The following is a 26,068-nucleotide window of genomic DNA, read 5'->3' as shown; positions in this document are numbered from 1 at the left end:
CACCGGAGGCCCCCGTGTGCGGCGTCACACCCCGGGGTGCGGGACAATCGTCGGCGACCCCTCACCCGAACGGCGTTGGAGACTCAGACATGGCCCACACCCCCGTCAATCACCCCGCGCGGCCGGTCTACCGGGCGATCGGCGGGCTGACCGGTCTGTACCTGGTGGCCTTCGGCGTGCTCGGCATCATCGCGAGCGCCGGCAACGAGGCCCTCGCCCAGGATGACACCCAGGTCCTCGGCCAGGGCACGAACCTCGGTTTCTCGCTGCTCAGCGTCCTGCTGGGGGTCGCGGTGCTGGCCGGCACCGCGATCGGCCGCAACATCGACGTCATGATCAATCAGTGGCTGGCGTACGCCATCATGGTGATCAGCCTCGCCGGTCTCGCCTTCATCCAGACCGAGGCCAACATCTTCAACTTCAGCATCTTCACCGTCATCGCGCTGATGGTGGTCAGCCTGGTCCTGCTGATGGTCGGCATGTACGGCAAGGTCGGCACGGACGAGGAGCAGGAGGCCTGGCAGAAGGCCCGGCTCGTGCTCTGATTCTCTTCTGCTGCTGGGTTTTCGCCGGAGCCCGACCCGCTCCGGGCGGTCAGGCTTGATCCCTGCGCGGGTCGGGCTCCGGCGAAAACCTGTCGTGGTCCCGCTCCACCCGGCCGTTGCTGCCGGTGGGGCGGGATCTTCGTGGTAGCGCCTGTCGTCGACTGCCACGCCTGCCCTGCGTCCATCCTTTGGGCGGTTCGGCGGACGGGCGACCTCTTCCGGGGGACAATCGGGGCGAATGTCCTGACTGGTGGAGGGGTCATGCCGCACTTTCCCGTGAACCATCCGGCGCGGCCGGTGTACCGGGTCCTCGCCGGCCTGGTGGGGCTCTACATCCTGGTCTTCGGGGTCTGGGGCGTAGCCCTGACGGCGGGCGACCCGCTCTTCGACCGGGGCGACAACTGGGCCCTCGGGCTCCGCACCAACCTGGCCTTCTCGCTGGCCTCCGTCGCCTTCGGGATCGTGCTCATCATCGGCGCGTCCCGGCGCGGCAACCTCGGCCACTACATGAACCTGACCGCCGGCGTCGTCTTCCTGGTCACCAGCGTCCTCATGATGTCCGTGCTCCAGACCGAGGCCAACTTCCTCAACTTCTCGATGTCCACGGTCATCGTGTCGATGCTCTTCGGCCTGCTCCTGCTCGGCACCGGCCTGTACGACAAGGTCGGCACCGACGAGCACGCCGAGGAGGAACGGCGGCTGCGGCACCACCCGGTCTCCGAGGCCCACGGCCGCTGACCGGCGTCGGGGTCAGCGGCCCCGCACCGTGATCAGGCTCGGCTTGGCCTCCAGGTGCGACAGCCCGCTCCAGGCCAGGTTGACCAGGTGCGCCGCCACCGTCTCCTTGCGCGGCTTGCGCACCTCCAGCCACCAGCGGCCGGTCAGCGCCACCATCCCCACCAGCGCCTGCGAGTAGAGCTCGGCCAGCTTCGGGTCGTAGCCCCGGCTGGAGAACTCGGCGCCCAGGATGTGCTCCACCTGGTGCGCCACGTCGTTCATGACGCTGCTGAAGTTGCCCGCCGCCGACAGCACCGGCGACTCCCGCACCAGCACCCGGAAGCCGCTGGTCTCCTCCTCGATGTACGTCAGCAGGGCCAGCGCCGCCTGCTCCAGCAGCTCGCGGGGGTGCCCGGCGGTCAGGGCCGTGGTGATCCGGTCCAGCAGGGCGCGTACCTCCCGGTCCACCACCACCGCGTAGAGCCCCTCCTTGCCGCCGAAGTGCTCGTAGACCACCGGCTTGGAGACCTTCGCGCGGGCCGCCACCTCCTCGATGGAGGTGGCGTCGAAACCGCGCTCGGCGAAGATCTGCCGGGCGATCGAGATCAGCTGCTCCCGGCGCTGGGCCGCCGACATGCGTACGCGTGAGGAGGGCTTGGGGGCCGCGACGGGAACCGCCCGCCGCCGGCCGGTCGTGCCGTCGTTGCCAGGGACATCCGCCATGTTCTCGTCATTCCGCCGGCGCTCGGTCACCCGGCCATCCTGCCAGGCGGCCTCCGCGCCCATCGACCGCGCTACCGGCCGGTGGCCGGTGCGACGAGCTTCGCCGCGATGCGTTCGGGCTTCGGCCAGCGCACGTCCCACGCCGCGCCGAGCCTCTCGAACAGCCAGATCACCCGGGCCGAGATGTCCACCTGGCCGCGCAGTACGCCGTGCCGGGCGCTGGTCGGGTCGGCGTGGTGCAGGTTGTGCCAGCTCTCGCCGAACGACACGATCGCCAGCGGCCAGAAGTTCGACGCGCGGTCGCCCTGGCGCATCGCGAACGGCCGCTCCCCGTAGACGTGGCAGACGGAGTTGATGGACCATGTCACGTGGTGCAGGAGCGCGATACGCACCAGGCCGGCCCAGAAGAGCGCGGACAGCGCTCCCCGCCACGACCAGGTGAGCAGGCCGCCCATCAGCGCGGGACCGAGCACCGAGACCACCACCAGCAGCGGGAACAGCCGGTCCACCCGGCTGATGTCCCGGTCGGCGAGCAGATCCGGGGCGAAGCGCCTCCGGTTGGACAGCTCCCGGCCGAAGAGCCAGCCGACGTGCGCGTGGAACAGACCCTTCGTCAGGCCGCGGACGCTCTCCCCGAACCGCCACGGCGAGTGCGGGTCGCCCTCCAGGTCGGAGAAGGCGTGGTGGCGCCGGTGGTCGGCCACCCACTGGATGATCTCGCCCTGCACCGCCAGCGAGCCGGAGACCGCCAGCGCGATCCGCAGCCAGCGCTTCGCTTTGAACGACCCGTGCGTGAAGTACCGGTGGTAGCCGACCGTGATGCCCAGCCCGGAGAGCACGTACCAGAACCCGGCCACGGCCACGTCGGTCCAGCTCAGCCAGCCACCCCAGGCGACCGGTACGGCGGCGACGAGGGCCAGGAAGGGGATCACCACGAACGCCCAGAGGGCGATGAGGATGCCCCGGGACTGGGTGCCCTGGGTGAGGGGCTTCGGCCCGGCGGCGGGGTCGAGGGACGTAGCGGACATGGGCACCTCGCAGAGGGACGGAGTGATCACGAAGTTACGCCTACGTCACCGTAACTTAGGCGCTGGCGGGGCGCATGGGACAGCGCCAGGGATGAATGTCTGGCGCTGTCGTACGTCTGTTCTAAAATGCTGCTCATGGGCGATCCCTTGGCCGACGAGGTGCGACGGCTGCGCACCGTCGAGCAGCTCTCCGTCCGCGAGATCCGGGCGCGGACCGGGCTCGGGCGCAACCGCGTCCACGACCTTCTCCGGGGCGTGCCGCCCCCCGAGCGGACCCGCCGACCCAATGCCAAGGACGACCTGAGGGCGGCGGCGGTCGAGCTGCGCGCCGAGGGGCGTTCCGTCAACGACATCGCCCGCCAGCTCGGCGCGGCGAAGTCGACCGCCTACCAGCGGGTCAGGCACCTGCCGTTGGCCGAGGAGGGGGCGGGCGCTGAGCGGCGCCGGGCCCACGCGGCGCTGATGACCGAGGCGCGGTGGTCGGCGCATCGAAAGGCCCGCGACGCGGCCCGGACCGCGGAGCAGGTGCGCGCGGCCGGCCTGGTGGGCTCCCTCGCCGACCGGGATCTCCTGCTCCTCGGTGCGGCGGTCTACTGGTGCGAGGGGACGAAGTCCAAGCCGTGGCGGCGGAACGACCGCCTCCAGTTGGTCAACAGCGATCCGGGGCTGCTCGCGCTCTTCCTGCGTTTTCTCGAGGTGTGCGGGGTCGACCGTGCCGTGCCCAGCTATCGCGTCAGCATCCATGAGACGGCCGATCTCGACGCGGCGCTGAAATGGTGGGCCCGGAAGCTCGATCTGCCGGTCGGTCGTTTCCAGCGCGCCAACCTCAAGAAACACCGTCCGGCCACGCTGCGGCGCAACGTCGGGGACGACTATCGTGGCTGCCTGGTGATCACCGTGCCGCGTAGCCGCGAGCTCTACTGGCGGATCGAAGGTATGATCGCCGAGCTGTTCCAGACCGTCGGGCGAGGCGAACCGTCAATGCCGGTTCGCGAAGCTTGACATATTTATGGGGTGTGGGGTAACGGCAACCCGCAGGCCTTTGGAGCCTTGAGCTCCTGGTTCGAATCCAGGCACCCCAGCTCACACCGCATCTCACGGCATTCGTGTGGCCACGCCGAACGGCGGCTCGCCGTCTGGTTAGCATGGCCGCGAGACTGTTCGCCGTCCCGACGGGAGCCCGTGTCGTGTCCCAGCCCCACCTCCGCACCGTTGTCGTGCTCGCCGCCGGTGAGGGCAAGCGGATGAAGTCGGCGCTGCCCAAGGTGCTGCACCCACTGCTCGGCCGTACGCTCGTCGGCCACGTGCTCGCCGCCGCCACTCCGCTGGCCGCGGACCGCACGGTGGTCGTGGTGGGGCACGGCGCCGACCAGGTCCGCGCGCACCTCGCGGAGATCGCCCCCGACGCCACCCCGGTGCTCCAGGCCGAGCAGCTCGGCACCGGGCACGCCGTCCGGATCGCGCTGGACGCCGCGCCGGACGCCACCGGCACCGTCGTCGTGATCAACGGTGACGTGCCGCTGCTCCGCCCGGAGACGGTGGCCGCGCTGGTGGCGGCGCACGAGGAGGCGCGGGCGGCGGCGACCGTGCTCGCCGCCGAGGTGCCCGACCCGACCGGGCTGGGCCGGATCGTGCGCGACACCGACGGGCGGCTGGAGCAGATCGTCGAGGAGCGCGACGCGACCCCCGCGCAGCGGGCGATCCGGGAGATCAACGCCGGCATCTACGCGTTCGACGTGGCCCGGCTGCGCGACGCGCTGGGCAAGCTGTCGACCGACAACGACCAGGGCGAGGAGTACCTGACCGACGTCTTCGCCCTGCTGGGCTCCGCCGGCGAGCCGGTGGCGGTGCACGTCGCCGCCGACCATGTCGAGACGCTCGGCTGCAACGACCGCGTCGAGTTGGCCGCGCTGCGCCGGCTGCTGCGCGACCGGGTCAACGAGGCGTGGATGCGTACCGGGGTCAGCCTGCTCGACCCGGACACCACCTGGATCGACGTGACGGTCGCCCTCGACCGGGACGCGGTGGTCGACCAGAACACCCAGCTGCGCGGCGGCACGGTGGTCGGCACGGGCGCGGTCGTCGGGCCGGACGTGACGCTGATCGACACCGTCGTCGGCCCGGGCGCCACGGTGCTGCGCAGCCACGCGGTGGGCGCGGAGGTCGGTGCGGGCGCCAGCGTCGGGCCGTACGCGTACCTGCGGCCGGACGCCCGGCTCGCCGAGAAGGCCAAGGTCGGCACGTTCGTCGAGGTGAAGAACTCCGAGGTGGGTGCGGGCGCGAAGGTGCCGCACCTGTCGTACGTGGGGGACGCGACGATCGGCGCGAAGGCGAACATCGGCGCGGCGACGATCTTCGTGAACTACGACGGGGTGAACAAGCACCGCACCACGGTCGGCGAGGGCGCGTTCGTCGGCTGCGACACCAGCCTGATCGCGCCCGTCGAGGTGGGTGCGGGGGCCTACGTGGCGGCGGGCAGCGCGATCGCGCAGGACGTGCCGGCGGGCGCGCTCGGGGTGACCCGGGCGCCGCAGCGCAACCTCGACGGCTGGGTGGCCCGCAAGCGGGCGGGCACGGTCTCCGCCGAGGCGGCCGCGCGGGCCCAGGCAGCGGATGAGGGTGCGTCGGCGCCGGGATCCGGGGCAAGTGAAGGTGAGGCAATCCACGGGGATGCCGAGCCGGTCAGGTCGGCCCCGGGCGCGGGGGATACTGCAACCGAATAGTCCCCGGCCCACCACCACCGCCGGGTACCACCGACCAACGGGAGCAGACGGGCCCATGGGCAGCATCGTCGCCGAAAACCGCAAGAGCCTGATGCTTTTTTCCGGACGTGGCTTTCCGGAGTTGGCCAAGGAGATCGGTGAGGTGCTCGGCGTCGCGCCGACGCCGGCCGACGCGTACGAGTTCGCCAACGGTGAGATCTTCGTACGGTTCAAGGACTCGGTACGCGGTTCGGACGCCTTCGTGGTGCAGTCCGTCACGCACGGGGTCAACACGTGGGTCATGGAGACCCTGATCATGATCGACGCGTTGAAGCGCGGTTCGGCCAAGCGCATCACCGTGGTGCTGCCGTTCTACCCGTACGCCCGGCAGGACAAGAAGCACCGCGGCCGGGAGCCGATCTCGGCCCGGCTGGTGGCGGACCTGCTGAAGACGGCCGGGGCGAACCGGATCCTCACCGTCGACCTGCACACCGCGCAGATCCAGGGCTTCTTCGACGGCCCCGTCGACCACCTCTTCGCGATGGACATCCTCGCCGAGTACGTGCAGCACAAGTACGCCGGCCGCCCGATGACGGTGGTCGCGCCGGACTCGGGCCGGGTACGCGTGGCCGAGCGGTGGACGGACCGGCTGGGCGGCTGTCCGCTGGCGTTCATCCACAAGACCCGGGACCCGCTGAAGCCGAACCAGGTGGTGGCGAACCGGGTGGTCGGCGAGGTCGAGGGCCGCGTCTGCCTGATCGTCGACGACATGATCGACACGGGCGGCACGATCTGCGGGGCGGCGGACATCCTCCGGGAGTCCGGCGCGGCCGACGTGATCGTGGCCTCGACGCACGCGCTGCTCTCCGACCCGGCGACCGAGCGGTTGAAGAACGCCCCGATCAGCGAGGTCGTGGTGACCAACACGCTGCCGCTGCCGCCGGAGAAGCAGCTCGACAAGATCACCGTGCTGTCGATCGCGCCGCTGCTGGCGCGGGCGATCCGCGAGGTCTTCGACGACGGCTCGGTGACGACCCTCTTCGGCGGCCTGAGCTGACCGTCTGACGCCGGGCCGGGCGGGCACCGCGGCCCCCGGTCCGGCGTCGGCGCTCCGACAGCGGCGTCGTGCGACGCCCGGCGGCGGGTGCCGCCGGGGCAGGTCCAAATCACCCTGCGGGCCTGCGGGAACGGTGATAAGGGGACTGCCGGAACGCGCGGAATCAGCTCGGGTAGACTGGTGCGGTTGCCACGGCGAGGGTGCCCGGCGGGCCGCTGAGAAGCGCCGCACGGAGGCACCGTCATCGACGCGGTGCTCCGGGCAGTCGTTCTCGACGCATGAGCCCCAGCGAGCCCCTCGCCCCAGCACCGCCAGACGACAAGCCGCCGCAGCGAAAGCATCAGGAGTTCTCCCGTGTCCGAGGTAAAGATCAGCGCCGAGCCCCGTACCGAGTTCGGCAAGGGTGGTGCCCGTCGTACCCGCCGGGCCGGCAAGGTGCCCGCCGTGCTGTACGGCCACGGCGAGAAGCCCAAGCACATCGCGCTGCCGTCGCGTGAGTTCGCCGCCGCGATCCGCAAGGGCGGCGCCAACCAGCTCTTCGCGATCGAGGTCAGCGACGGCACCCAGGTGCTCGCGCTGCCGAAGGCGATCCAGCGCGACCCGATCAAGGACACCTTCGAGCACGTGGACCTGCTGCTGGTCCGCCGGGGCGAGAAGGTCACCGTCGAGGTCCCGGTGCAGCTGACCGGCGAGGCCGCGAGGGACACCCTGATCGTGCACGACCACGACACCCTGTCGGTCACCGCCGACGCCACCAAGGTGCCGGACCACCTGGAGGCCTCGATCGAGGGCATGGAGGCCGGCACCCAGGTCACCGCCGGCGACGTGGAGCTGCCGGCCGGCGTCGAGCTGGCCGCCGACGCGGACCAGACCGTCGCTTCGGTGACCGCCGCGCCGACCGCCGAGCAGCTCGAGGCCACCCTCCCCGAGGTCGAGGAGGCCGCCGAGGAGGCCGAGGCCGGTGTCGGCGAGGAGACCGCCGAGGCCGCCGAGGCTCCGGCCGCGGAGGGCGAGGAGAACGCCGAGGCGAAGACCGAGGCCTGATCGGTTCGCATCGTTGCGACAGGCGTCCCCGCGCGGTCGGGGGCGCCTGTCGGCGTATCGGTGTCCGGGCGGGCGGGTGACGGCGAGCAGCGGGAGGGGCGGGGCGTGACGGACGAGACGGGGCCGTGGCTGGTGGTCGGCCTGGGTAACCCGGGTCGGGAGTACGCCGGCAACCGGCACAACGTCGGCTTCATGGTGGCCGACCTGCTGGCGGGCCGGCTCGGTGCGAGGTTTGGCCGGCACAAGCGGGCGGTGGCGGAGGTCGCCGAGGGGCGGCTCGGTCTCGGCGGGCCGAAGCTGGTGCTGGTCAAGCCGCTGACGTACATGAACCTCTCCGGCGGGCCGGTGACCGGTCTGGCCCAGTTCCACAAGGTGCCGCCGGGCCGGGTGGTCGCGGTGCACGACGAGTTGGACATCGGCTACGGGCAGGTGCGGGTGAAGTGCGGCGGTGGCGAGGGCGGGCACAACGGCCTGCGCTCGATGTCGAAGTCGCTGGGCACGAAGGAGTACGTCCGGGTGCGGTTCGGCATCGGCCGGCCCCCGGGGCGGCAGGATCCGGCGGACTACGTACTGTCGGATTTCGGCGCGGCGGAGCGCAAGGAGCTGGAGTTCCTGGTGGACCGGGCCGCGGATGTGGTGGAGTCGGTGATCACCAGGGGCGTGGAGCCGACGCAGAACCTCTACCACGGGGTGTGAGGGCCGGGTCGGGCGCCGGGGGCCGGTAGTCTTCGCCTTTCGGCGCGACGCGACCGTCGGGGCGGCTCGTCGGCGGCGGCGTGCCGGGCGCGGAGCACGGCGAGGCGACGGGAGCAGGAGTCATGGGCAGTCCTCCGATGATCGACGGCGCTTTCGCCCGGTGGCTGGCGGCCCGGGCCGGTCAGGCGCTGCTCGGCCTGCGGTCCGAGATGGGCTTCGCCGACGCGGGGGCGTTGAAGTCGGCGGGCGACAAGGTCTCGCACGACCTGATCCGCACCGAGCTGGCGAAGTGGCGGCCGGGTGACGCGGTCCTCTCCGAGGAGGACGAGGGTTCGCGGCTGGCCTGGGCGGCGGAGGTGAACGCCGAGGCGGTCTCCCGGCTGACGGCCGACCGGGTGTGGATCATCGACCCGCTGGACGGCACCCGGGAGTTCGCCGAGGAGGGCCGTTCGGACTGGGCGGTGCACGTGGCGCTCTGGGCGCGGGACGCGCCGACGCCGCACGGGCTGGTGGCGGGCGCGGTCGGGCTGCCGGCGCAGCAACGGGTGCTGGGCACCGACTATCCGCCGGCGTACCCGCAGCTGACCCCGGAGGCGGCCGCGGCGCCCGGCGGGCGGATGATCCGCCTGGCGGCGAGCCGGAGCCGGCCGCCGGTGTTCCTGACCGACCTGGCGGAGGACGTCGGGGCGCACCTGGTGCCGATGGGCTCGGCCGGGGCGAAGATCGCCGCGGTGGTCACCGGTGAGGTGGACGCCTACATCCACGCCGGCGGCCAGTACGAGTGGGACTCGGCCGCGCCGGTCGCTGTGGCGACGGCCACCGGGCTGCACGCTTCCCGGATCGACGGTTCTGCGCTGAGATACAACGAGGCGGATCCGCGCCTGCCGGACCTGCTGGTCTGCCGCAGGGATCTCGCCAGTCGGTTGCTTGCAGCGTTGCAGCGTCATTCCGGGTAGCCTGAGCGGCACTTCTTGGCATGCCCGACCGGAAAGGTCTGGAATATCGATGAGCGGATTCGAGCGAAGCGAGCCCGTGTCATGACCGCCCCCGCCGCCTACCAGGTGTCGCACCTCGACGCGCTGGAGGCCGAGAGCATCTTCGTGATGCGCGAGGTGGTCGCCGAGATGGAGCGGCCCGTGCTGCTCTTCTCGGGCGGCAAGGACTCGATCGTGATGCTCCGGCTGGCCCAGAAGGCGTTCGCCCCGGCCAGCATCCCGTTCCCGGTCATGCACGTGGACACCGGGCACAACTTCCCCGAGGTCCTGGAATACCGGGACCAGCGGGTCGCCGAGCTGGGGCTGCAACTGGTGGTGGCGAGCGTGCCGGAGGCGCTGGCCAGCGGGCTGGTGCGGGAGTCGGGCGACGGGATGCGCAACCGGATCCAGACGCCGGTGCTGCTGGACGCGGTGGAGAAGCACCGGTTCGACGCGCTCTTCGGCGGTGCCCGCCGCGACGAGGAGAAGGCCCGCGCCAAGGAGCGGGTGTTCAGCTTCCGCGACGAGTTCGGCCAGTGGGACCCGAAGAACCAGCGCCCGGAGCTGTGGTCGCTCTACAACGGCCGCCACCACCCGGGCGAGTCGATCCGGGTCTTCCCGCTGTCCAACTGGACCGAGCTGGACGTCTGGCACTACATCGCGCGCGAGCGCATCGCCCTGCCGTCGATCTACTACGCCCACGAGCGCGAGGTGGTCGAGCGCGACGGGATGCTCTACGCGGTCAACGAGTTCTTCCGCCCCCGGGCGGGCGAGGACCGGTTCAAGGAGCGGGTGCGCTACCGGACGGTGGGCGACGCGTCCTGCACGGCGGCGGTCCGTTCCGACGCCGACACGGTCGAGAAGGTCATCGAGGAGGTCGCCGCCACCCGGATCACCGAGCGCGGCGCCACCCGGGGCGACGACCGGGTCAGCGAGGCCGCCATGGAGGACCGCAAGCGGGAGGGCTACTTCTGATGACCACCGAGACCGTCGCGCCCGACGGCGCGGACACGACGGACGGCCGGGCCGCCACCGGGGCCGGGCCGGAGGCCCGCCGCATGGACCTGCTGCGCTTCGCCACCGCCGGCAGCGTCGACGACGGCAAGTCGACCCTGATCGGCCGGCTGCTCTACGACACGAAGTCGCTCTTCACCGACCAGCTCGCCGCCGTCGAGGCGGTCAGCGCGGCCCGGGGCGACGAGTACACGAACCTGGCGCTGCTCACCGACGGCCTGCGGGCCGAGCGCGAGCAGGGCATCACCATCGACGTGGCGTACCGCTACTTCGCCACCCCCCGGCGGAAGTTCATCATCGCGGACACCCCGGGGCACATCCAGTACACCCGCAACATGGTCACCGGGGCGTCGACGGCCGACCTGGCGCTGATCCTGGTGGACGCCCGCAAGGGCCTGGTCGAGCAGTCCCGCCGGCACGCGTTCCTCTGCTCGCTGCTGCGTGTGCCGCACCTGGTCCTCTGCGTCAACAAGATGGACCTGGTCGACTTCTCGCAGGAGGTCTTCGAGCGGATCGCGGACGAGTTCACCGCGTTCGCCGCGAAGCTCGACGTGCCCGACCTGACGGTGGTGCCGATCTCGGCGCTGCGCGGCGACAACATCGTCGCCCGGTCGGAGAACATGCCCTGGTACGAGGGCCCGTCGCTGCTGCACCACCTGGAGCGGGTGCACATCGCGAGCGACCGCAACCTGGTCGACGTCCGGTTCCCGGTGCAGTACGTGATCCGCCCGCAGTCCACCACCGTCACCGACTACCGGGGCTACGCCGGCCAGGTCGCCTCCGGCGTGCTCAAGCCGGGCGACGAGGTGATGGTGCTGCCGTCCGGGTTCACCAGCCGGATCGCCGCCGTGGAGACCGCCGACGGGCCGGTCGCGGAGGCGTTCCCGCCGATGTCGGTGACCGTACGCCTGGAAGACGAGATCGACATCTCCCGGGGCGACATGATCTGCCGTCCCAACAACGCCCCGGCGGTGTCCCAGGACATCGAGGCGATGGTGTGCTGGATGGACGAGACCCGTCCGCTCCAGGTCGGCGGCAGGTACGCGATCAAGCACACCACCCGCTCCGCGCGGGCGATCGTGCGCGGGCTGCACTACCGGCTGGACGTCAACTCGTTGCACCGTGACGAGTCCGCCGACGGGCTCGGGCTCAACGAGATCGGCCGGGTGCGGTTGCGGACCACCGTGCCGCTGCTCGCGGACGAGTACCGGCGCAACCGCACCACCGGCGGCTTCGTGATCATCGACGAGGCCACCAACCGCACGGTCGGCGCGGGGATGATCGTCGAGGCGCAGTGAGTCCCGCCGACGGGCGGGTGCCGACGCCCGCCCGTCGTCTGCCGGGCTGACTGCGCCCGGCGCAGGGCCCCCCGGGCCGGCAGCCGCCGCTGCCCGCCGGGCGGCCGGTGGCCGGCCGCCGCGTCGGTGCTCAGTCCAGCCGGGTCGCCCCGGGGCCGGGCAGGACGGTGACGTGGCCGGGCGCGGCGAAGCCCCGCTCGGCGTACGCGGCCGTGACGGCGGCGGCGACCGCGTCGGCCCGTTCCGCGTCGACGAGGGCGAGGACGCAGCCGCCGAAGCCGCCGCCGGTCATCCGGGCACCGAGCGCCCCGGCGCCCAGGGCCGCCTCTACGGCCGTGTCGATCTCGGGGACGGTGATCTCGAAGTCGTCGCGCATCGAGGCGTGCGAGGCGGTCAGCAGCGGGCCGATCTCGCGTACCCGCCCGGCGCGCAGCAGCGCGACCGTGTCGAGCACCCGCTGGTTCTCGGTGACGACGTGCCGTACCCGGCGGCGGGTCTCGTCCTCGTCGAGCCGGGCCAGGGCGTCGGCCAGCCCGTCGGCCGGGACGTCCCGCAGCGCCGCGACGCCGAGCAGCCCGGCGGCCCGCTCGCAGGAGCCGCGGCGGGCGGCGTACTCGCCGTCGGCGTGCCGGTGCGGGGCCCGGCTGTCGACGACCAGCACGGCGAGGCCGGCGGCGTCCAGGTCGAAGGGGACCTGCTCGACGGACTCGTCCCGGCAGTCCAGGAAGAGCGCGTGCCCGGCACGGCACCGGATCACCGCCGACTGGTCCATGATCCCGGTCGGCGCGCCCACGTAGTCGTTCTCGGCGCGCTGAGCCAGCCGGGGCCGTCGCTCGGCGGGCAGGTCCAGCCCGCCCAGGTCGACCAGGGCGGCCAGCACGGCGGCCTCCAGCGCGGCCGAGGAGGACAGCCCGGCGCCCAGCGGCACGTCGGAGGCGATCGCCAGGCGCGCGCCGGGCGGCGTGTGCCCCGCCTCCCGCAGCGCCCAGACGACCCCCGCCACGTACGCGCCCCAGCCGTCGACCCGGCCGGGCCCGGCCAGCTCGTCGGCGCCGAAGGCGATCGTCTCGCCGGTGAGCTCGGAGCAGACCGTCCAGGTGTCGCCGGGCTGCGGGGCGGCGGCCACCACCGTGCGCAGCGGCAGGGCGAAGGGGAGCACGAAGCCGTCGTTGTAGTCGGTGTGCTCGCCGATGAGGTTCGCCCGCCCGGGAGCCGCCCAGCGGCCGGCGGGCGGCTCGCCGTACGCCGAACGGAAGCCGGCGGTGGCGCGGGCCGCGACGTCGTCGGTCACCGCGGCCCCACGACGTGCGTGCGGTAGAAGGCCCAGGCGTCGGCGACGATGTCGGGCAGGGTCGGCTTCTGCGGCACCCAGCCCAGCTCCTCGCGGGCCAGCGCGGACGACGCGACCAGCTCGGCGGGGTCGCCCTCGCGGCGCGGCGCCACCTCGACCGGCACGGGGTGGCCGGTGACCTCGCGGACCACGTCGACGACCTGCCGGTTGGTGAAGCCGTTGCCGTTGCCCAGGTTGTAGATCCGGTGCTGGCCGGCGGTGGCGGCGCCGAGCGCCAGCAGGTGGGCGCGGGCCAGGTCGGCGACGTGGATGTAGTCGCGCACGCAGGTGCCGTCGACGGTCGGGTAGTCGTCGCCGAAGAGCTGGAGCTTCTCCCGCCGGCCGGCGGCCACCTCCAGCGCGATCGGGATCAGGTGGGTCTCGGGGGCGTGCCGCTCGCCGAGCGCGACGTCGCCGTCGAGGTACGCGCCGGCCACGTTGAAGTAGCGCAGCGAGACGGCGGCCAGGCCGTGCCCGATCGCCTCGGAGGTGAGGGCCATGTCGACGGCGAGCTTGGTGGCGCCGTACGTGTTGGTGGGGGCCTTGACGGCGGTCTCCGGGATCGGCAGCTCGGTGGGGTTGCCGTAGACGGCGGCGGTGGAGGAGAAGACCAGGCGGGGTACGCCGGCGGCCCGGACGGCGTCGATCAGGGCGATCGAGCCGACCGTGTTGGCGTGCCAGTAGAGCTCGGGCCTGGTCATCGACTCGCCGGCGGCGATCAGCGCGGCGAAGTGCAGCACCCCGTCGAAGCCCGCGCCCGGGGTGAGCACCCGCGCGGCGTCGTGGACGGACGCGTCGACGTACGTCGCGTCGGGGGCGAGCGCCTCCCGGTGGCCGGTGCGCAGGTCGTCGAGCACCACCACCTCGTGGCCGGCGTCGAGCAGCATCCGGGTCACCACGCTGCCGATGAAGCCGGCGCCGCCGGTGACGAGCAGTTTCACGTCGGTCTCCTCCTGCCTGGCCGCCCGGTCGCGACCCGTGTCGTGATCACCCTACGGCCGGTCGCCCGGTGGCCGCCCTCCGTCGGCGACCTTGCCATTCCACCATGATTCCCCAACTCCGAACAGAGCCGAACACTGGCAGCCCGCCGGCGCCGTGCTGTCTACCATCACTGTCATGCGGGAAGCGGGTGCTCCCGGGCCGCGGCGACGCGCCCGGGGCCGGCCACGCCGCGAGCCGGGGCCGCTGCCCCGGGCCGTCGCCCGGATGGTGGTGCGCGCCGCCGACGCCGCCACCCGGGCGGTGACGGCCCTGCTCGGCGCCAGCCCGGCGGCCGGCCGGGAGCGGATCAGCGAGGCGGAGCTGCGCGACCTGGTCGCCGCCAACACCCTGCTCGACCCGGTCGAGCGCCGGATCATCGACGAGGTGCTGGTCGCGGGCGCGAGCCTGGTCCGCGAGGTGATGATGCCGCGCACCGAGGTCGTCTTCCTCTCCGCCCGGCACACCATCGCCGAGGCGGAGCGGCTGGTCCGGGCCGAGACGCACACCCGCTACCCCGTGGTCGACGGCACCCACGACGACGTGGTCGGCTTCGTGCACCTGCGCGACGTGCTGCTCCGTCCCGACCTCGACCCCCGCACCACCGTCGGCGAGCTGACCCGGGAGGTGAAGCGGCTGCCCGGCAGCAAACGGGTGCTCGCCGCGCTCAGCGAGATGCGCCGGGAACGCCACCACCTCGCCGTGGTGGTCGACGAGTACGGCGGCACCGCCGGCATCGTCACCCTGGAGGACCTGATCGAGGAGCTGATCGGGGAGATCCACGACGAGTACGACACCGCCCCCGAGCCGGTGCACGCGGGCCTGCCCGCCGTGGTGGACGGCCGGCTCAACCTCGCCGACTTCGCCGAGCGCACCGGGGTGAGCCTGCCGCCCGGCCCGTACGAGACGGTCGGTGGATTCGTGATGGCCGCGCTGGGCCGGCTCCCGGTCGCCGGCGACGAGGTGCCGGTGACCGGGAGCCCGGCCGGCGACGGCGGCGCGGCACCCGACGACCCGTCCGGCGGATGGCTGCTGCGGGTGCTCACGCTGGAGGGGCGACGGGTGGCCCGGCTCACGGTCACCGCCGGGCGCCTGCCGGAGCCACGGCGCGAGGCCGCCGCCCCGACACCGACGGGGCGGAGCCGACCCGCCGGCCCGTCATGACGCGCACCGGGTCTTGCTGACAGAATTGCCGCCATGTCCGACGTACCCGCCCGCCCCCGCGTCTTCTCCGGCATCCAGCCGACGGCCGACTCGTTCCACCTCGGCAACTACCTGGGCGCCGTGCGGCACTGGGTGGCGTTGCAGGACACCCACGACGCCTACTACTGCGTGGTCGACCTGCACGCGATCACCGCGGGGCACGACCCGAAGACGCTCAAGCAGCGTTCCCGGATGGCGGCCGCCCAGCTCTTCGCCGTCGGCCTCGACGCGGAGCGCAGCACGCTCTTCGTGCAGTCGCAGGTGCCCGAGCACTCGCAGCTCGCCTGGGTGCTGGGCTGCATCACCGGGTTCGGCGAGGCGAGCCGGATGACGCAGTTCAAGGACAAGTCGCAGAAGCAGGGCGGCGAGCGGGCGAGCGTGGGCCTGTTCACCTACCCGGTCCTCCAGGCCGCCGACATCCTGCTCTACCAGGCCAACGCCGTGCCGGTGGGCGAGGACCAGCGCCAGCACCTGGAACTCTCCCGCGACCTGGCCCAGCGGTTCAACTCGCTGTTCGGGCCGACCCTGACGGTGCCGGCGCCGCACATCGTCAAGGACACTGCGAAGATCACCGACCTCCAGGACCCGACGGCCAAGATGTCGAAGTCGTCCTCGTCGCCGGCCGGCATCGTCAACCTGCTGGAGGACCCGGCCCGCTCGGCCAAGAAGATCCGTTCCGCGGTCACGGACACGGGGCGGGAGATCGTCTTCGACACCGAGACCAAGCCCGGCATCTCCAACCTGCTGACCATCTACTCGGCCCTAAGCGGGCGCAGCGTCGACGACCTGGTCGCCGCGTACGCCGGCAAGGGCTACGGCGACCTGAAGAAGGACCTCGGCGAGGTGGTGCGGGAGTTCGTCGGCCCGATCCAGGAGCGCACCCGGACCTACCTCGACGACCCGGCGCAGCTGGACAAGCTGCTCGCCGCCGGCGCGGAGAAGGCCCGCGCGACCGCCGGCGAGACGCTGCGCACCGTGTACGAGCGGGTGGGCTTCTTCCCGCCGGTGCGCGGCGAGTAGCGCCCCGGAGCGACGGGTGAGGGCGGACGGACCGGTGGCCGGAGGGATGACGCACAGCGTGGATCGCAGGGACGGGACGCCGGACGCCGGTGGCACCATCGAGATCGGCATCGCGGTCGACATCCCGGAGCCGTGGGGCGGCATGCTCACCCGGCGGCGGGTCGAGGCCGGCGACCCTCGGGTCGTGCCCGCGCACGTGACCCTGCTCGGGCCGACCGAGATCCCGGTGGCGACGCTGTCGGCGGTGGAACGGCACCTCGGGGCGGTCGCCGCCGCCCACCTGCCGTTCACCCTGCACCTGCGGGGCACCGGCACGTTCCGGCCGGTGACCCAGGTCGTCTTCGTGGCGGTGGCCGCTGGGATCAGCGAGTGCGAGCTGCTCGCCGCCGCGATCAGCGCCGCCCCGGAGCTGCACCGCGAGACGCGCTTCCCGTACCACCCGCACGTCACGGTCGCGCAGGACGTCGCGCCGGAGGCGCTGGACAGGGCGTACGAGGACCTGGCCGACTTCTCGGCCATGTTCGAGGTCGAGGCGTTCACCCTCTTCTCGCACAGCGGGCAGACCCGGTGGCAGCCGCGCCGGGACTTCCGGCTGGGCGGCTGAGCGGTCGCCCGGGTGCGCCACGAGCGACACGGCGCCCACTGCGCCGACGCCGGCCCGCGCCGGCCGACCGCCGCCCGGTGCGGGGCGGCGTCCGGTTGCCCGCGCGGGGGCGGGAGATCGGCGAGGATGACGGCGTGAACGTGCTGGGCCGCATCGAGGCGGGCATCGACAGCAGGATCAGCGCCGCGCGCCGCCGGTGGGGCGTCGCGGACCACCTGTGGCGGGCCGGCGTGCTCTACACCGACGTGCTGGGCGGGCGGCTGGCCGCCGCGATCGCCTACTACGGCTTCTTCGCGGTCTTCGCGCTGGCGCTGGTCGGATACTCGATCTTCGGGGCCATCCTGGAGGACAACGACGAGGTCAGCGCCGCCGCCGCCGACTTCCTCCGGGAGAACCTGCCGTTCCTCGACCCCGTACAGATCGCCGACAGCAGCGGCACGGTCGGGGTGGTCGGCCTGATCATCCTGGCGTTCACCGGGATCGGCTGGGTGGAGGCGATCCGCTCCTCCCAGCGGCTCATGTACGGGCTCAACCAGCAACCGGGCAACCTGGTGGTCCGCCGCCTGGTCGACCTCGGCGTGCTGGTGGTCATCTTCGTGCTGCTCGGCGTCTCGGTGGCGGCGGTGGACACCCTGGAGTCGCTGCTGCGCTTCCTGCTGCGCAGCACCGGCTCGGTGGGCCTGACCACGGTCAGCGCGGTGCTCAGCGTGCTGGTCAACGCGGTGCTGGCCACCCTGCTGCTGGTGGCGGTGCCGAGGCTGCGGATGACCCGGTCCCGGCTGCGCCCCGTGGTGCTGCTGGTCGCGGTCGGCATCACGCTGCTGAACACCGTCGGGCGCTTCTACGTGGTACGCACCGAGCGGAACCCGGCGTACACGGTCGTGGCGGGCGCCGTGGGCCTGCTGCTCTACCTCTACCTGCTCAACCAGCTGGTGCTCTTCGGCGCGGCGCTGGCCGCGACCAGCCCGCGCGGTCGGGTGGTGGACCTGGCGGCGAGCCCGGCGCCGGCCGAGACGGACGCGGAGACGGATCCCGGCACCCCGGGCGGGGCCGGATGAGCGGGGGAGCGGGCGTGCGGATCTCGGTCGACCAGGCCTCGGCGGTGCCGCCGTACGAGCAGGTGCGCGGGCAGCTCGCGGAGCTGATCGGGACGGGCCGGCTGGCGGTGGGCACCCGGCTGCCCACCGTCCGAGCGTTCGCGGCCGACCTCGGGCTGGCGGTAAACACCGTGGCGCGGGCCTACCGGGAGCTGGAGGCGGCCGGTCTGCTGGAGACCCGCGGCCGGCACGGCACCTTCGTCGCGCCCGGGCGCGACGACGCGACGGACCGGTTGCAGCGGGTCGCGGCCGACTACGCCGCCGAGGCCGCCCGGCTGGGCGTGCCGCCGGCGGCGGCGCTGGCCCTGGTCCGCGCGGCGCTGGCCGCGGCCCGGCCGGGCTGACGCGCGGAGTCCCGACGGCCACGACAGCGGGGAAATAGGGGCGAATGCCTCCCGTCCCGGGGGCGTGACGGACCATGATGGGCGCGTGGGCGCACTCGTGACACTGGACCTGCCGGACGACTCGCCGATGCTCGGCCTGCCGTGGATCATCACCTTCGGCCCGCTCGGCGACGCCGACGAGTGGGAGCCGGTGGTCTGCGGCCCCTACGAGCGGCCGCACGCCCTCGCGCTGGCCGAGTCGATCGTCGCCGAGGAGCAGTTGATGGCGGTGGTCGAGCCGCTGCTGCCCGCGGTCTCGGCCGAGGAGATCCGCGGCGAGATCGCCGCGGCGCAGGTCGCCGCCGAGGACGAGGCGGCGCAGCTCGACCAGGCCGACCTCTACGGCGACTTCGAGGACACCATCGACGAGGAACTGGAGGCGGCGGCCGAGGAGGCCGACCGGGCGGAGCCGCTGGCCCCGCCCACCGAGGCCGAGCTGCGGGCCGGCTTCGGGCGCATCGCCGCGAAGCTCACCGGCGGCGTCTGAGCCCAGCCGGGCGGGCGCGTCCAGACGGACGCCGGCGCCGTCGGAGCGGACTCCGATGACGCCGGCGCCACCTCACCCCCCACCACAAGGGGTCGATGGCCCAGTCGCCCGTCGGCGCGGGGCACGACGGACGACCAGGTCGATGACGGGTTACCCGCTCAGCGCCGTTCGAACCAGGCTGCCGCGTCGATTCCGAGCAGATGGCCGGAGCCCTGCCCGGTGAGCGGCTCGCTTGCGGCGATCGGCACGCCGTACCCGTCGATCAGGGCCGGCGCACCGCTGATGTTGACCACGCAGGTCAGCACGGTGTCGCCGGCGGCGCGGCTGAAGGCGAGCACGCCCGGCCCGGCCTCCAACCAGGTGACTCCGCCCGCGTCGGCGGCCAGCGCCGGGTGTTCCCGGCGGATCCGCAGCGCGGTGCGGTAGAGCTCCAGCGTCGAGCCGGGTACGCCGGCCTGGGCGGCGACCGAGAGGCCGCGCCAGGTCGCCGGGGCCGGCAGCCAGCTCAGCTCGCTGCCCTGCGGCCCGAAGCCGTACGGGGCCAGCTCGCCGCTCCACGGGATCGGCACCCGGCAGCCGTCGCGGCTCTCGCCGGTGCGCAGGAACGCCGGGTCCTGGCGCAGCTCGTCCGGCAGGTCGAGCACCTCCGGCAGGCCCAGTTCCTCGCCCTGGTAGATGTAGGCGCAGCCGGGCAGGGCGAGCATCAGCAGGGTGGCGGCCCGCGCCCGGCGCAGCCCCTCGGCGCCGTCGCCGTAGCGGGTGACGTGCCGCTGCTTGTCGTGGTTGGACAGCACCCAGGTGGTGGGCGCGCCGACGATCGTCGACTCGGCGAGCGCGGTGTCGATGACCTTGCGGAACGAGTCGGCCGACCAGGTCGCGTCGAGGAAGTCGAAGCTGAACGCCTGGTGCAGCTCGTCCGGGCCGATGTAGCGGGCGAGGCGCTGCGGGGTCTCGGCCCACGCCTCGGCGACCGCCATCCGGCCGCCCGGGTAGCTGTCCAGGATCGGCCGCCAGGCGCGGTAGATGTCGTGCACCTCGTCCTGGTCGAAGTAGGGGAGCCGGCCCTTGCCGAGCAGTTCCGCCTGGCGCTGACCGGTGGTCATCGAGTTGAACCCGACGTCCGGTAGCCCCTCGGCCTTGATCATGCCGTGCGCCACGTCGATCCGGAAGCCGTCCACGCCCCGGTCGAGCCAGAAGCGCAGGACGCCCTCGAACTCGGCGCGCACCTCTGGGTGGCGCCAGTTCAGGTCCGGCTGGGCCGGGTCGAACAGGTGCAGGTACCACTGGCCGTCGTCGACGCGCGTCCAGGCGGGGCCGCCGAAGATGCTCTCCCAGTCGTTCGGGGGCAGCTCGCCGTTCTCGCCCTTGCCCTCGGCGAAGAGGTAGCGCTCGCGCTCGGCGGAGCCCGGTCCGGCGGCCAGCGCCGCCCGGAACCACGGGTGCGCGCTGGAGGTGTGGTTGGGCACCAGGTCGACGATGATCCGCAGGCCGAGGGCGTGCGCGTCGGTGATCATGTTGTCGAAGTCGGTGAGGGTGCCGAACATCGGGTCGACGTCGCGGTAGTCGGCGACGTCGTACCCGCCGTCGATCATCGGGGAGGTGTAGAAGGGGGTCAGCCAGAGCGCGTCCACCCCGAGGTCGCGCAGGTACGGCAGGCGCTCACGGATGCCCTGGAGGTCGCCGACGCCGTCGCCGTTGGAGTCGGCGAAGCTGCGTACGTACACCTGGTAGACGACCGCGGAGCGCCACCAGTCGTCGTCGGAGGTCAGCGGCGTGGGGTTGCTGACGGTCATGGGTGGCGTTCCCCGTTCTGTGGCGCGGGACGGCGGCACCCGGCGTGGCGCGGGTGCGGGTGCGGTGTCTGAGCAGAATGCCGCCCGTGACTGCAAGAGTCAAGCATTCCTTGCGCAAGAAATGGCGTGGGTCACGGCGCGCGGCGGCCCTCGACCGCCCGGCCCTTGCGGAAGCGGGCCGTCGGGGCGGCGGGCGGGGGAGGTCAGGCCGGGACGGCGAGCGCGGGCGGGGCCGGGCGCTGCCGGGTCGGGCCGCCCGGGGCCGGTCGTGCGGCGTCGGTGGGCGCGACCGCGGTGGAGCCGCGCACCACCAGTTCCGGGCGGAACACGTACTCCGAGTGCGGGGCGGCGTGCCCGTTGATCTCGTCGACCAGGGCCCGCACGGCGGCGACGGCCATCGCGGCCACCGGCTGGCGCATCGTGGTCAGCGGCGGGTCGGTGAAGGCCATCAGCGGGGAGTCGTCGTAGCCGACGACCGACAACTCGCCGGGCACCGACATGCCGCGCTGCCGGGCGGCCCGGATCGCGCCGAGCGCCATCAGGTCGGAGCCGCAGACGATGCCGGTGACGCCGCGCTCCAGCAGCCGGGCGGCGGCGGCCTCGCCACCCTCCACACCGAACAGGGAGAGCTCGGCCAGCTCGTCGAGGCCGGCCTCGTCGACGCCGACCAGCCGGCCCATCGCGGCCCGGAAGCCGGCCACCCGGCGCTGCACCGGCACGAACCGGTCCGGGCCGGTGATCAGGCCGATGCGGCGGTGCCCGAGCGCCACCAGGTGGGCCACGGCCAGCTCGGTGGCCTCGCCGTCGTCGCAGGAGACGAAGGGCGCGGGGATGCCGGGCGCGTACCCGTTGATCATCACGACGGGCAGCGGGCGGGCGATCAGGGCCCGGTAGCGGTCGTGGTTGGCGGCGGTGTCGGCGTGCAGGCCGGAGACGAAGACTATTCCGGAGACCTGCCGGTCCAGCAGCATCTCGACGTACTCGTCCTCGGTGACCCCGCCGGCCGTCTGGGTGCAGAGCACGGGGGTGAAGCCGCTCTGCGCCAGGGTCGACTCGATCACCTGGGCGAAGGCGGGGAAGATCGGGTTGTCGAGTTCGGGGACGACCAGACCCACGAGGCCGGCGCTGCGCTTGCGCAGCCGGGCCGGGCGCTCGTAACCGAGCACATCGAGGGCGGTCAGTACGGCTTGCCGGGTCTCGGGGGCCACTCCCGGGCGGTCGTTGAGCACCCGCGACACCGTGGCCTCGCTGACTTCGGCCTGTTGGGCGATGTCGGACAGTCGAGCGCGCATGGGCGCACTTTAGCTCAAAGGCAAGTTCTTGCGTACACTCCTGCAAGCCCTTCCATTCTCTGCAACCTCTTGCTAACGTCCCCGCAACACGCGAGAGCAGCGGCGCAGCACGCCCGGCGCCGGTTGGCAAGAAACTTACAGAGCTTCCACTGGCGGGATCGCCCTTCCCCCGGCGGGCCGCCATGACGACAGGAGTACCGATGCGCATCCGTACCGCGGGTGTGGTCGCCGTCCTCGGCCTGGCGCTCGCCGCCTCCGGCTGTGGTGGCGACAGCAACGACGAGCCGGCCGCGAACGAGTCCAGCAAGGCCGCCACCGGCGGCAAGCTGGTGATCTGGGCCGACGACAAGCGCGCCGCCGCCCTCAAGCCGTTCGGCGAGAAGTTCGGCAAGGAGAACGGCGTCACGGTCGAGGTCCAGGCCGTCTCCAAGGACCTCCAGACCAACTTCGTCACCGCCTCCCAGCAGGGCAGCGGCCCGGACGTCGTGGTCGGCGCGCACGACTGGATCGGCAACCTGGTGCAGAACGGCGCCATCGACCCGGTCCAGCTCGCCGCCGAGCAGAAGAGCGCCTTCAACGAGACCGCCGTCAAGGCCGTCACGTTCAACGGCCAGCTCTACGGCGTGCCCTACGCCATGGAGAACCTGGCGCTGATCCGCAACACCGAGCTGGCCCCCGAGGCGCCGAAGACCATCGAAGAGCTGGTCGCCACCGGCAAGAAGCTCAAGGCCGAGAAGAAGGCCAGCGAGATCCTCTGCCTCCAGTCCGGCCAGAACGGCGACGCGTACCACATCTACCCGCTCTACACCTCGGCCGGCGGCTACCTCTTCGGCACCGCCGCCAACGGCGACTACGACCCGAAGGACCTGGGCGTGGGCAAGCCGGAGTCGATCGCGGCGTTCCAGAAGATCGCCAAGCTGGGTGAGAAGGGCGAGGGTGCGCTGAAGCGCTCCATCACCGGCGAGAACTCCATCGCCACCTTCACCGGCAAGAAGTGCGCCTTCCTGGTCTCCGGACCGTGGGCCATCTCCGACGCCAAGAAGGCCAACATCAAGTACGACATCTCCCCGGTCCCCGGCTTCGCCGGCGGCAAGGAGGCCCAGCCGTTCGTGGGCGTCCAGTCCTTCTACGTCGCGGCCAAGGGGCAGAACAAGGCCCTGGCGCAGGAGTTCGTCGCGAACCACGTGACCACCCCGGACCTCGCCCTGGCGCTCTACAACGCCGAGCCGCGTCCCCCGGCGCTGACCGCCGCACTCGACCAGGTCAAGGGCAGCGACCCGGACCTGGCCAAGTTCCAGGAGGCCGGCAAGAACGGCCAGGTGCTCCCGGCGATCCCGGCCATGGCCGCGATCTGGGACCCGTTCGGCAAGGCGGAGGCCGCCATCATCGGCGGCGCCGACCCGGCCAAGACGATCACCGCCGCCGGTAAGACGATCGCCGGCCAGATCAAGTAATGAGCACGTCGTCGTCCGGCCCGGGGGCTGCCACGCAGCCCTCGGGCCGGGGGCCCGTACGGTCCGGGTCCCCGCGCACGTCCCGTACCGCGCGGAACCACGCGCCGATCACCCTGACGGGCCTGCTGGTCAAGGTGGTCCTGCTCGGCCTCGTGGCCGGGATCGCGGTCTGGGCGGCGTTCCCGCTCATCGAGGCCGAACTCTGGGTCGGGTTGGCGGTCCTGCTGGCGACCACCGCCGGCCTCTTCTACCTCTACCTGACGCCCCGGCACATCCCCGTCAAGTACCTGATCCCGGGCACGCTCTTCCTGGTGGCGTTCCAGATCATCCCGGTGCTCTACACCGCGAGCACCGCCTTCACGAACTTCGGCGACGGCCACCGGGGCAGCAAGGACGACGCCATCGTCGCCATCCAGAGCGGCTCGGTGACGCAGGTCCCCGGCTCGGTCCAGTACCCGCTGACCGTCGCCACGAAGGGCGACCCGGCCACCGGCGCGCTGGTCTTCCTGGTCACCGACCCGCAGACGAACACCGTCTCCGTCGGCGACACCGAGGGCCTGCGTCCGCTCGACGCCGGCAGCGTCACCGTCGCGCCGGGCGGCAAGGTCACCGCCGCCGACGGCTACCAGATCCTCAACTTCGGCGAGGCCAGCAAGCGGAGCAAGGACATCACCGACCTGGTGGTGCCGACCTCCGGGGGCGCGCTGCGCTCGTCCGGCCTGTCGCGCGCCTACGAGGGCAAGGCGGTCCGGGCGTACGACGCGGGCTGCGACTGCATCCGCGACAGCGAGACCGGTAAGACCTGGACCGCCGACGGCAAGGTCGGCTCCTTCGTCGCGGCGGACGGCGAGACGCTGGCCCAGGGCTGGCAGGTCAACGTCGGGCTGCGCAACTTCGCCGACGTGCTCACCGACCCGGCCATCTCCGGCCCGTTCTTCAGCACGCTGATCTGGAACTTCGCCTTCGCGCTCGGTTCCACCGGCTTCACGTTCCTGCTCGGCATGGGTATCGCGCTGGCGCTGCACTCGCCCCGGATGCGGGGTACGAACTTCTACCGGGTGCTGCTGATCCTGCCCTACGCCATGCCGTCGTTCGCGATGCTGCTGGTCTGGCGGGACATGTTCAACACCGACTTCGGCCTGATCAACAACCTGTTCGGGCTGGGAGTGGACTGGTTCGGCGAGACCTGGTCGGCCCGGCTCGCGGTGCTGCTGGTGCAGCTCTGGCTCGGCTACCCGTACATGTTCCTGGTGACGACCGGCGCGTTGCAGGCCATCCCACGTGAGCTGACCGAGGCCACCTCGGTCGACGGGGCGTCGCCGTTCCAGTCGTTCCGTGCGGTGACCATGCCGCTGCTGCTGGTGGCGATCTCGCCGCTGCTGATCGCGTCCTTCGCGTACAACTTCAACAACTTCAACGCGATCCAGTTCGTCACCGAGGGCGGACCGTTCCCGGCGGACAACCCGACGGCCGGCGCCACCGACCTGCTGATCACCTACACCTACCGGCTGGCCTTCGGCGCCCAGGGCGCCGAGTACGGACTGGCCGCCGCTGTCTCGATCTTCATCTTCGCGATCGTGGCGACGGTGTCGGCGATCAGCTTCTCCCGGACCCGCAAGCAGGAGGAGGTGTACTCGTGAGCACCCGCACCGAAGCGCCCGTCGCCAACCGCAACGCGACCGGACGGCGCAACCGCTGGTTCGCGCAGGTGGGATGGCGGCACCTGGTCGGCATCCTGGCGGTGGCGTTCAGCCTCTTCCCGATCCTGTTCGTCGTCTCGGCGGCGCTCAACCCGCTCGGCACGCTCTCCTCCACGGAGCTGGTGCCGACCGGTGCCTCGCTGGAGAACTTCACCAACCTCTTCGAGCGGACCGCCTTCGGTCGCTGGTTCCTCAACTCGCTGCTCCTGGCGGGGGTGGCCAGCTTCGCGTCGATCTTCCTGTCGGCGCTGGCGGCGTACGCCTTCTCCCGGATGCGCTTCGCCGGCCGCCGCGTCGGGCTGCTCTCCCTGCTGCTGATCCAGATGTTCCCGCAGTTCCTGGCGATCGTGGCGATCTTCCTGATCTTCACGAAGGTCACCGAACTGTGGCCGGTGATCGGCTTCAACACCCCGTGGGGTCTCTTCCTGCTCTACATGGGTGCCGCCCTCGGCGCGAACACCTGGCTGATGAAGGGCTTCTTCGACACGCTGCCGAAGGAGCTGGACGAGTCCGCCACCATGGACGGCGCCTCGCACGCCCAGGTCTTCTTCCGGATCATGCTGCCGCTGGTGGCGCCGATCCTGGCGGTGACCGGCCTGCTCGCCTTCATCGGTTCGATCAACGAGTTCGTGATCGCCAACGTGTTCCTCACGAACACCAACTCGAAGACCCTCGCGGTCGGCATGTTCGGGCTGGTGGCCGGCGAACGCAACAACAACTTCGGGATCTTCGCGGCGGGCACCCTGCTCACCGCCATCCCGACGGTGCTGGTGTTCCAACTCCTCCAGCGCTACATCGTCAACGGCCTCACGGCCGGGGCGGTCAAAGGCTGAGCCTCCTCGGCTCACCGCTGCGGCAAGGGCGTCGGCGTCCGACGTACACCGGAGCAGTCACGGATCGACCGCCGCGGTCGGGAAACCGGCCGCGGC

General features: G+C 72.2%; 25 protein-coding genes and 1 tRNA gene. 20 read left to right on the top strand and 6 right to left on the bottom strand.

Features of this window, described 5'->3' with window-relative positions; genetic code table 11:
• Positions 1-89: 89 nt before the first annotated feature.
• Both EV374_RS03555 and EV374_RS03550 read left to right on the top strand, forming a co-directional pair.
• On the top strand, positions 90-545 hold the full coding sequence (locus tag EV374_RS03555) for a DUF4383 domain-containing protein (RefSeq protein ID WP_132231513.1): 456 nt from the start codon (positions 90-92) through the stop codon (positions 543-545).
• A 261-nt stretch (positions 546-806) separates the two neighbouring features.
• Positions 807-1,283: a DUF4383 domain-containing protein gene (locus EV374_RS03550; RefSeq protein ID WP_132231511.1), complete on the top strand. Its 477-nt coding sequence runs from the start codon at positions 807-809 to the stop codon at positions 1,281-1,283.
• A gap of 12 nt (positions 1,284-1,295) precedes the next feature.
• Here EV374_RS03550 and EV374_RS03545 read toward each other — a convergent pair whose 3' ends face one another.
• The gene (locus tag EV374_RS03545) at positions 1,296-1,985 is read right to left on the bottom strand and encodes a TetR/AcrR family transcriptional regulator (RefSeq protein ID WP_132231509.1); all 690 of its coding nucleotides are present in this window, start codon (positions 1,983-1,985) and stop codon (positions 1,296-1,298) included.
• Between the two features lie 71 nt (positions 1,986-2,056).
• Positions 2,057-3,013 carry an acyl-CoA desaturase gene (locus EV374_RS03540; protein WP_132231507.1) on the bottom strand — a complete coding sequence of 319 codons (957 nt, stop codon included), beginning with the start codon at positions 3,011-3,013 and terminating at the stop codon, positions 2,057-2,059.
• 126 nt (positions 3,014-3,139) lie between these two features.
• Between EV374_RS03540 and EV374_RS03535 the strand changes: the two genes are divergently transcribed.
• From EV374_RS03535 to EV374_RS03495, 9 genes are all read left to right on the top strand, one after another.
• Positions 3,140-4,015 (top strand): helix-turn-helix domain-containing protein, encoded by an 876-nt coding sequence (locus tag EV374_RS03535; protein WP_486485553.1) that lies wholly within the window; start codon positions 3,140-3,142, stop codon positions 4,013-4,015.
• A gap of 8 nt (positions 4,016-4,023) precedes the next feature.
• Positions 4,024-4,095 (top strand) — tRNA-Gln (locus EV374_RS03530).
• Positions 4,096-4,200: 105 nt separating this feature from the next.
• Entirely contained in the window at positions 4,201-5,736 is a 1,536-nt protein-coding gene (gene glmU, locus EV374_RS03525) for a bifunctional UDP-N-acetylglucosamine diphosphorylase/glucosamine-1-phosphate N-acetyltransferase GlmU (protein ID WP_486485552.1), read from the top strand.
• Between the two features lie 55 nt (positions 5,737-5,791).
• Positions 5,792-6,772 carry a ribose-phosphate diphosphokinase gene (locus tag EV374_RS03520; RefSeq protein WP_132231504.1) on the top strand — a complete coding sequence of 327 codons (981 nt, stop codon included), beginning with the start codon at positions 5,792-5,794 and terminating at the stop codon, positions 6,770-6,772.
• Between the two features lie 354 nt (positions 6,773-7,126).
• Positions 7,127-7,816, top strand: coding sequence for a 50S ribosomal protein L25/general stress protein Ctc (locus tag EV374_RS03515; protein ID WP_132231502.1), 690 nt, complete (start codon positions 7,127-7,129; stop codon positions 7,814-7,816).
• 105 nt (positions 7,817-7,921) lie between these two features.
• Entirely contained in the window at positions 7,922-8,512 is a 591-nt protein-coding gene (gene pth / locus EV374_RS03510; protein WP_132231500.1) for an aminoacyl-tRNA hydrolase, read from the top strand.
• Between the two features lie 122 nt (positions 8,513-8,634).
• Positions 8,635-9,468 (top strand): inositol monophosphatase family protein, encoded by an 834-nt coding sequence (locus EV374_RS03505; RefSeq protein ID WP_132231498.1) that lies wholly within the window; start codon positions 8,635-8,637, stop codon positions 9,466-9,468.
• Positions 9,469-9,549: 81 nt separating this feature from the next.
• On the top strand, positions 9,550-10,461 hold the full coding sequence (gene cysD, locus EV374_RS03500) for a sulfate adenylyltransferase subunit CysD (RefSeq protein ID WP_132231496.1): 912 nt from the start codon (positions 9,550-9,552) through the stop codon (positions 10,459-10,461).
• Positions 10,461-11,798 carry a GTP-binding protein gene (locus EV374_RS03495; protein WP_132231494.1) on the top strand — a complete coding sequence of 446 codons (1,338 nt, stop codon included), beginning with the start codon at positions 10,461-10,463 and terminating at the stop codon, positions 11,796-11,798. The genes cysD and EV374_RS03495 overlap by 1 nt, the downstream gene beginning before the upstream one ends.
• 130 nt (positions 11,799-11,928) lie before the next feature.
• On the opposite strand, the gene galK is transcribed toward EV374_RS03495, so the two are convergent.
• A complete protein-coding gene (gene galK / locus EV374_RS03490) occupies positions 11,929-13,089 on the bottom strand; it encodes a galactokinase (RefSeq protein WP_132231492.1) in 1,161 nt (386 codons plus the stop codon).
• Entirely contained in the window at positions 13,086-14,069 is a 984-nt protein-coding gene (galE, locus tag EV374_RS03485) for a UDP-glucose 4-epimerase GalE (RefSeq protein WP_132231490.1), read from the bottom strand. Before galE ends, galK begins: the two co-directional genes overlap by 4 nt.
• A gap of 175 nt (positions 14,070-14,244) precedes the next feature.
• On the opposite strand from galE, the gene EV374_RS03480 reads away from it, so the two are divergent.
• The 6 genes from EV374_RS03480 (at position 14,245) to EV374_RS03455 (ending at position 18,900) form a co-directional block, all read left to right on the top strand.
• Entirely contained in the window at positions 14,245-15,270 is a 1,026-nt protein-coding gene (locus EV374_RS03480) for a hemolysin family protein (RefSeq protein WP_132231488.1), read from the top strand.
• A 33-nt stretch (positions 15,271-15,303) separates the two neighbouring features.
• Complete coding sequence (gene trpS / locus EV374_RS03475; RefSeq protein ID WP_132231486.1) at positions 15,304-16,329, top strand: tryptophan--tRNA ligase; 1,026 nt, start codon at positions 15,304-15,306, stop codon at positions 16,327-16,329.
• Positions 16,330-16,375: 46 nt separating this feature from the next.
• Positions 16,376-16,933, top strand: coding sequence for a 2'-5' RNA ligase family protein (locus EV374_RS03470; RefSeq protein ID WP_132231484.1), 558 nt, complete (start codon positions 16,376-16,378; stop codon positions 16,931-16,933).
• A gap of 134 nt (positions 16,934-17,067) precedes the next feature.
• Positions 17,068-17,991, top strand: a complete 924-nt coding sequence (locus EV374_RS03465; protein ID WP_132231482.1) for a YhjD/YihY/BrkB family envelope integrity protein — start codon at positions 17,068-17,070, stop codon at positions 17,989-17,991.
• A gap of 14 nt (positions 17,992-18,005) precedes the next feature.
• Complete coding sequence (locus tag EV374_RS03460; RefSeq protein ID WP_486485551.1) at positions 18,006-18,374, top strand: GntR family transcriptional regulator; 369 nt, start codon at positions 18,006-18,008, stop codon at positions 18,372-18,374.
• A gap of 85 nt (positions 18,375-18,459) precedes the next feature.
• Positions 18,460-18,900, top strand: coding sequence for a hypothetical protein (locus EV374_RS03455; protein WP_132231478.1), 441 nt, complete (start codon positions 18,460-18,462; stop codon positions 18,898-18,900).
• Positions 18,901-19,058: 158 nt separating this feature from the next.
• Here EV374_RS03455 and EV374_RS03450 read toward each other — a convergent pair whose 3' ends face one another.
• Positions 19,059-20,693, bottom strand: coding sequence for a glycoside hydrolase family 13 protein (locus EV374_RS03450; protein WP_132231476.1), 1,635 nt, complete (start codon positions 20,691-20,693; stop codon positions 19,059-19,061).
• A gap of 203 nt (positions 20,694-20,896) precedes the next feature.
• Positions 20,897-21,985, bottom strand: coding sequence for a LacI family DNA-binding transcriptional regulator (locus EV374_RS03445; RefSeq protein ID WP_132231474.1), 1,089 nt, complete (start codon positions 21,983-21,985; stop codon positions 20,897-20,899).
• Positions 21,986-22,185: 200 nt separating this feature from the next.
• On the opposite strand from EV374_RS03445, the gene EV374_RS03440 reads away from it, so the two are divergent.
• From EV374_RS03440 to EV374_RS03430, 3 genes are read left to right on the top strand one after another with little or no spacing between them, the layout of a single operon-like run.
• The gene (locus EV374_RS03440; RefSeq protein WP_132231472.1) at positions 22,186-23,439 is read left to right on the top strand and encodes a sugar ABC transporter substrate-binding protein; all 1,254 of its coding nucleotides are present in this window, start codon (positions 22,186-22,188) and stop codon (positions 23,437-23,439) included.
• Positions 23,439-25,079, top strand: coding sequence for an ABC transporter permease subunit (locus EV374_RS03435; RefSeq protein WP_132231470.1), 1,641 nt, complete (start codon positions 23,439-23,441; stop codon positions 25,077-25,079). Before EV374_RS03440 ends, EV374_RS03435 begins: the two co-directional genes overlap by 1 nt.
• On the top strand, positions 25,076-25,972 hold the full coding sequence (locus EV374_RS03430) for a sugar ABC transporter permease (protein ID WP_132231468.1): 897 nt from the start codon (positions 25,076-25,078) through the stop codon (positions 25,970-25,972). The genes EV374_RS03435 and EV374_RS03430 overlap by 4 nt, the downstream gene beginning before the upstream one ends.
• The last annotated feature ends 96 nt before the right edge of the window (positions 25,973-26,068 follow it).

This window comes from Micromonospora sp. CNZ303, from assembly GCF_004345505.1.
This window is presented reverse-complemented; position numbering and strand designations above follow the sequence as displayed.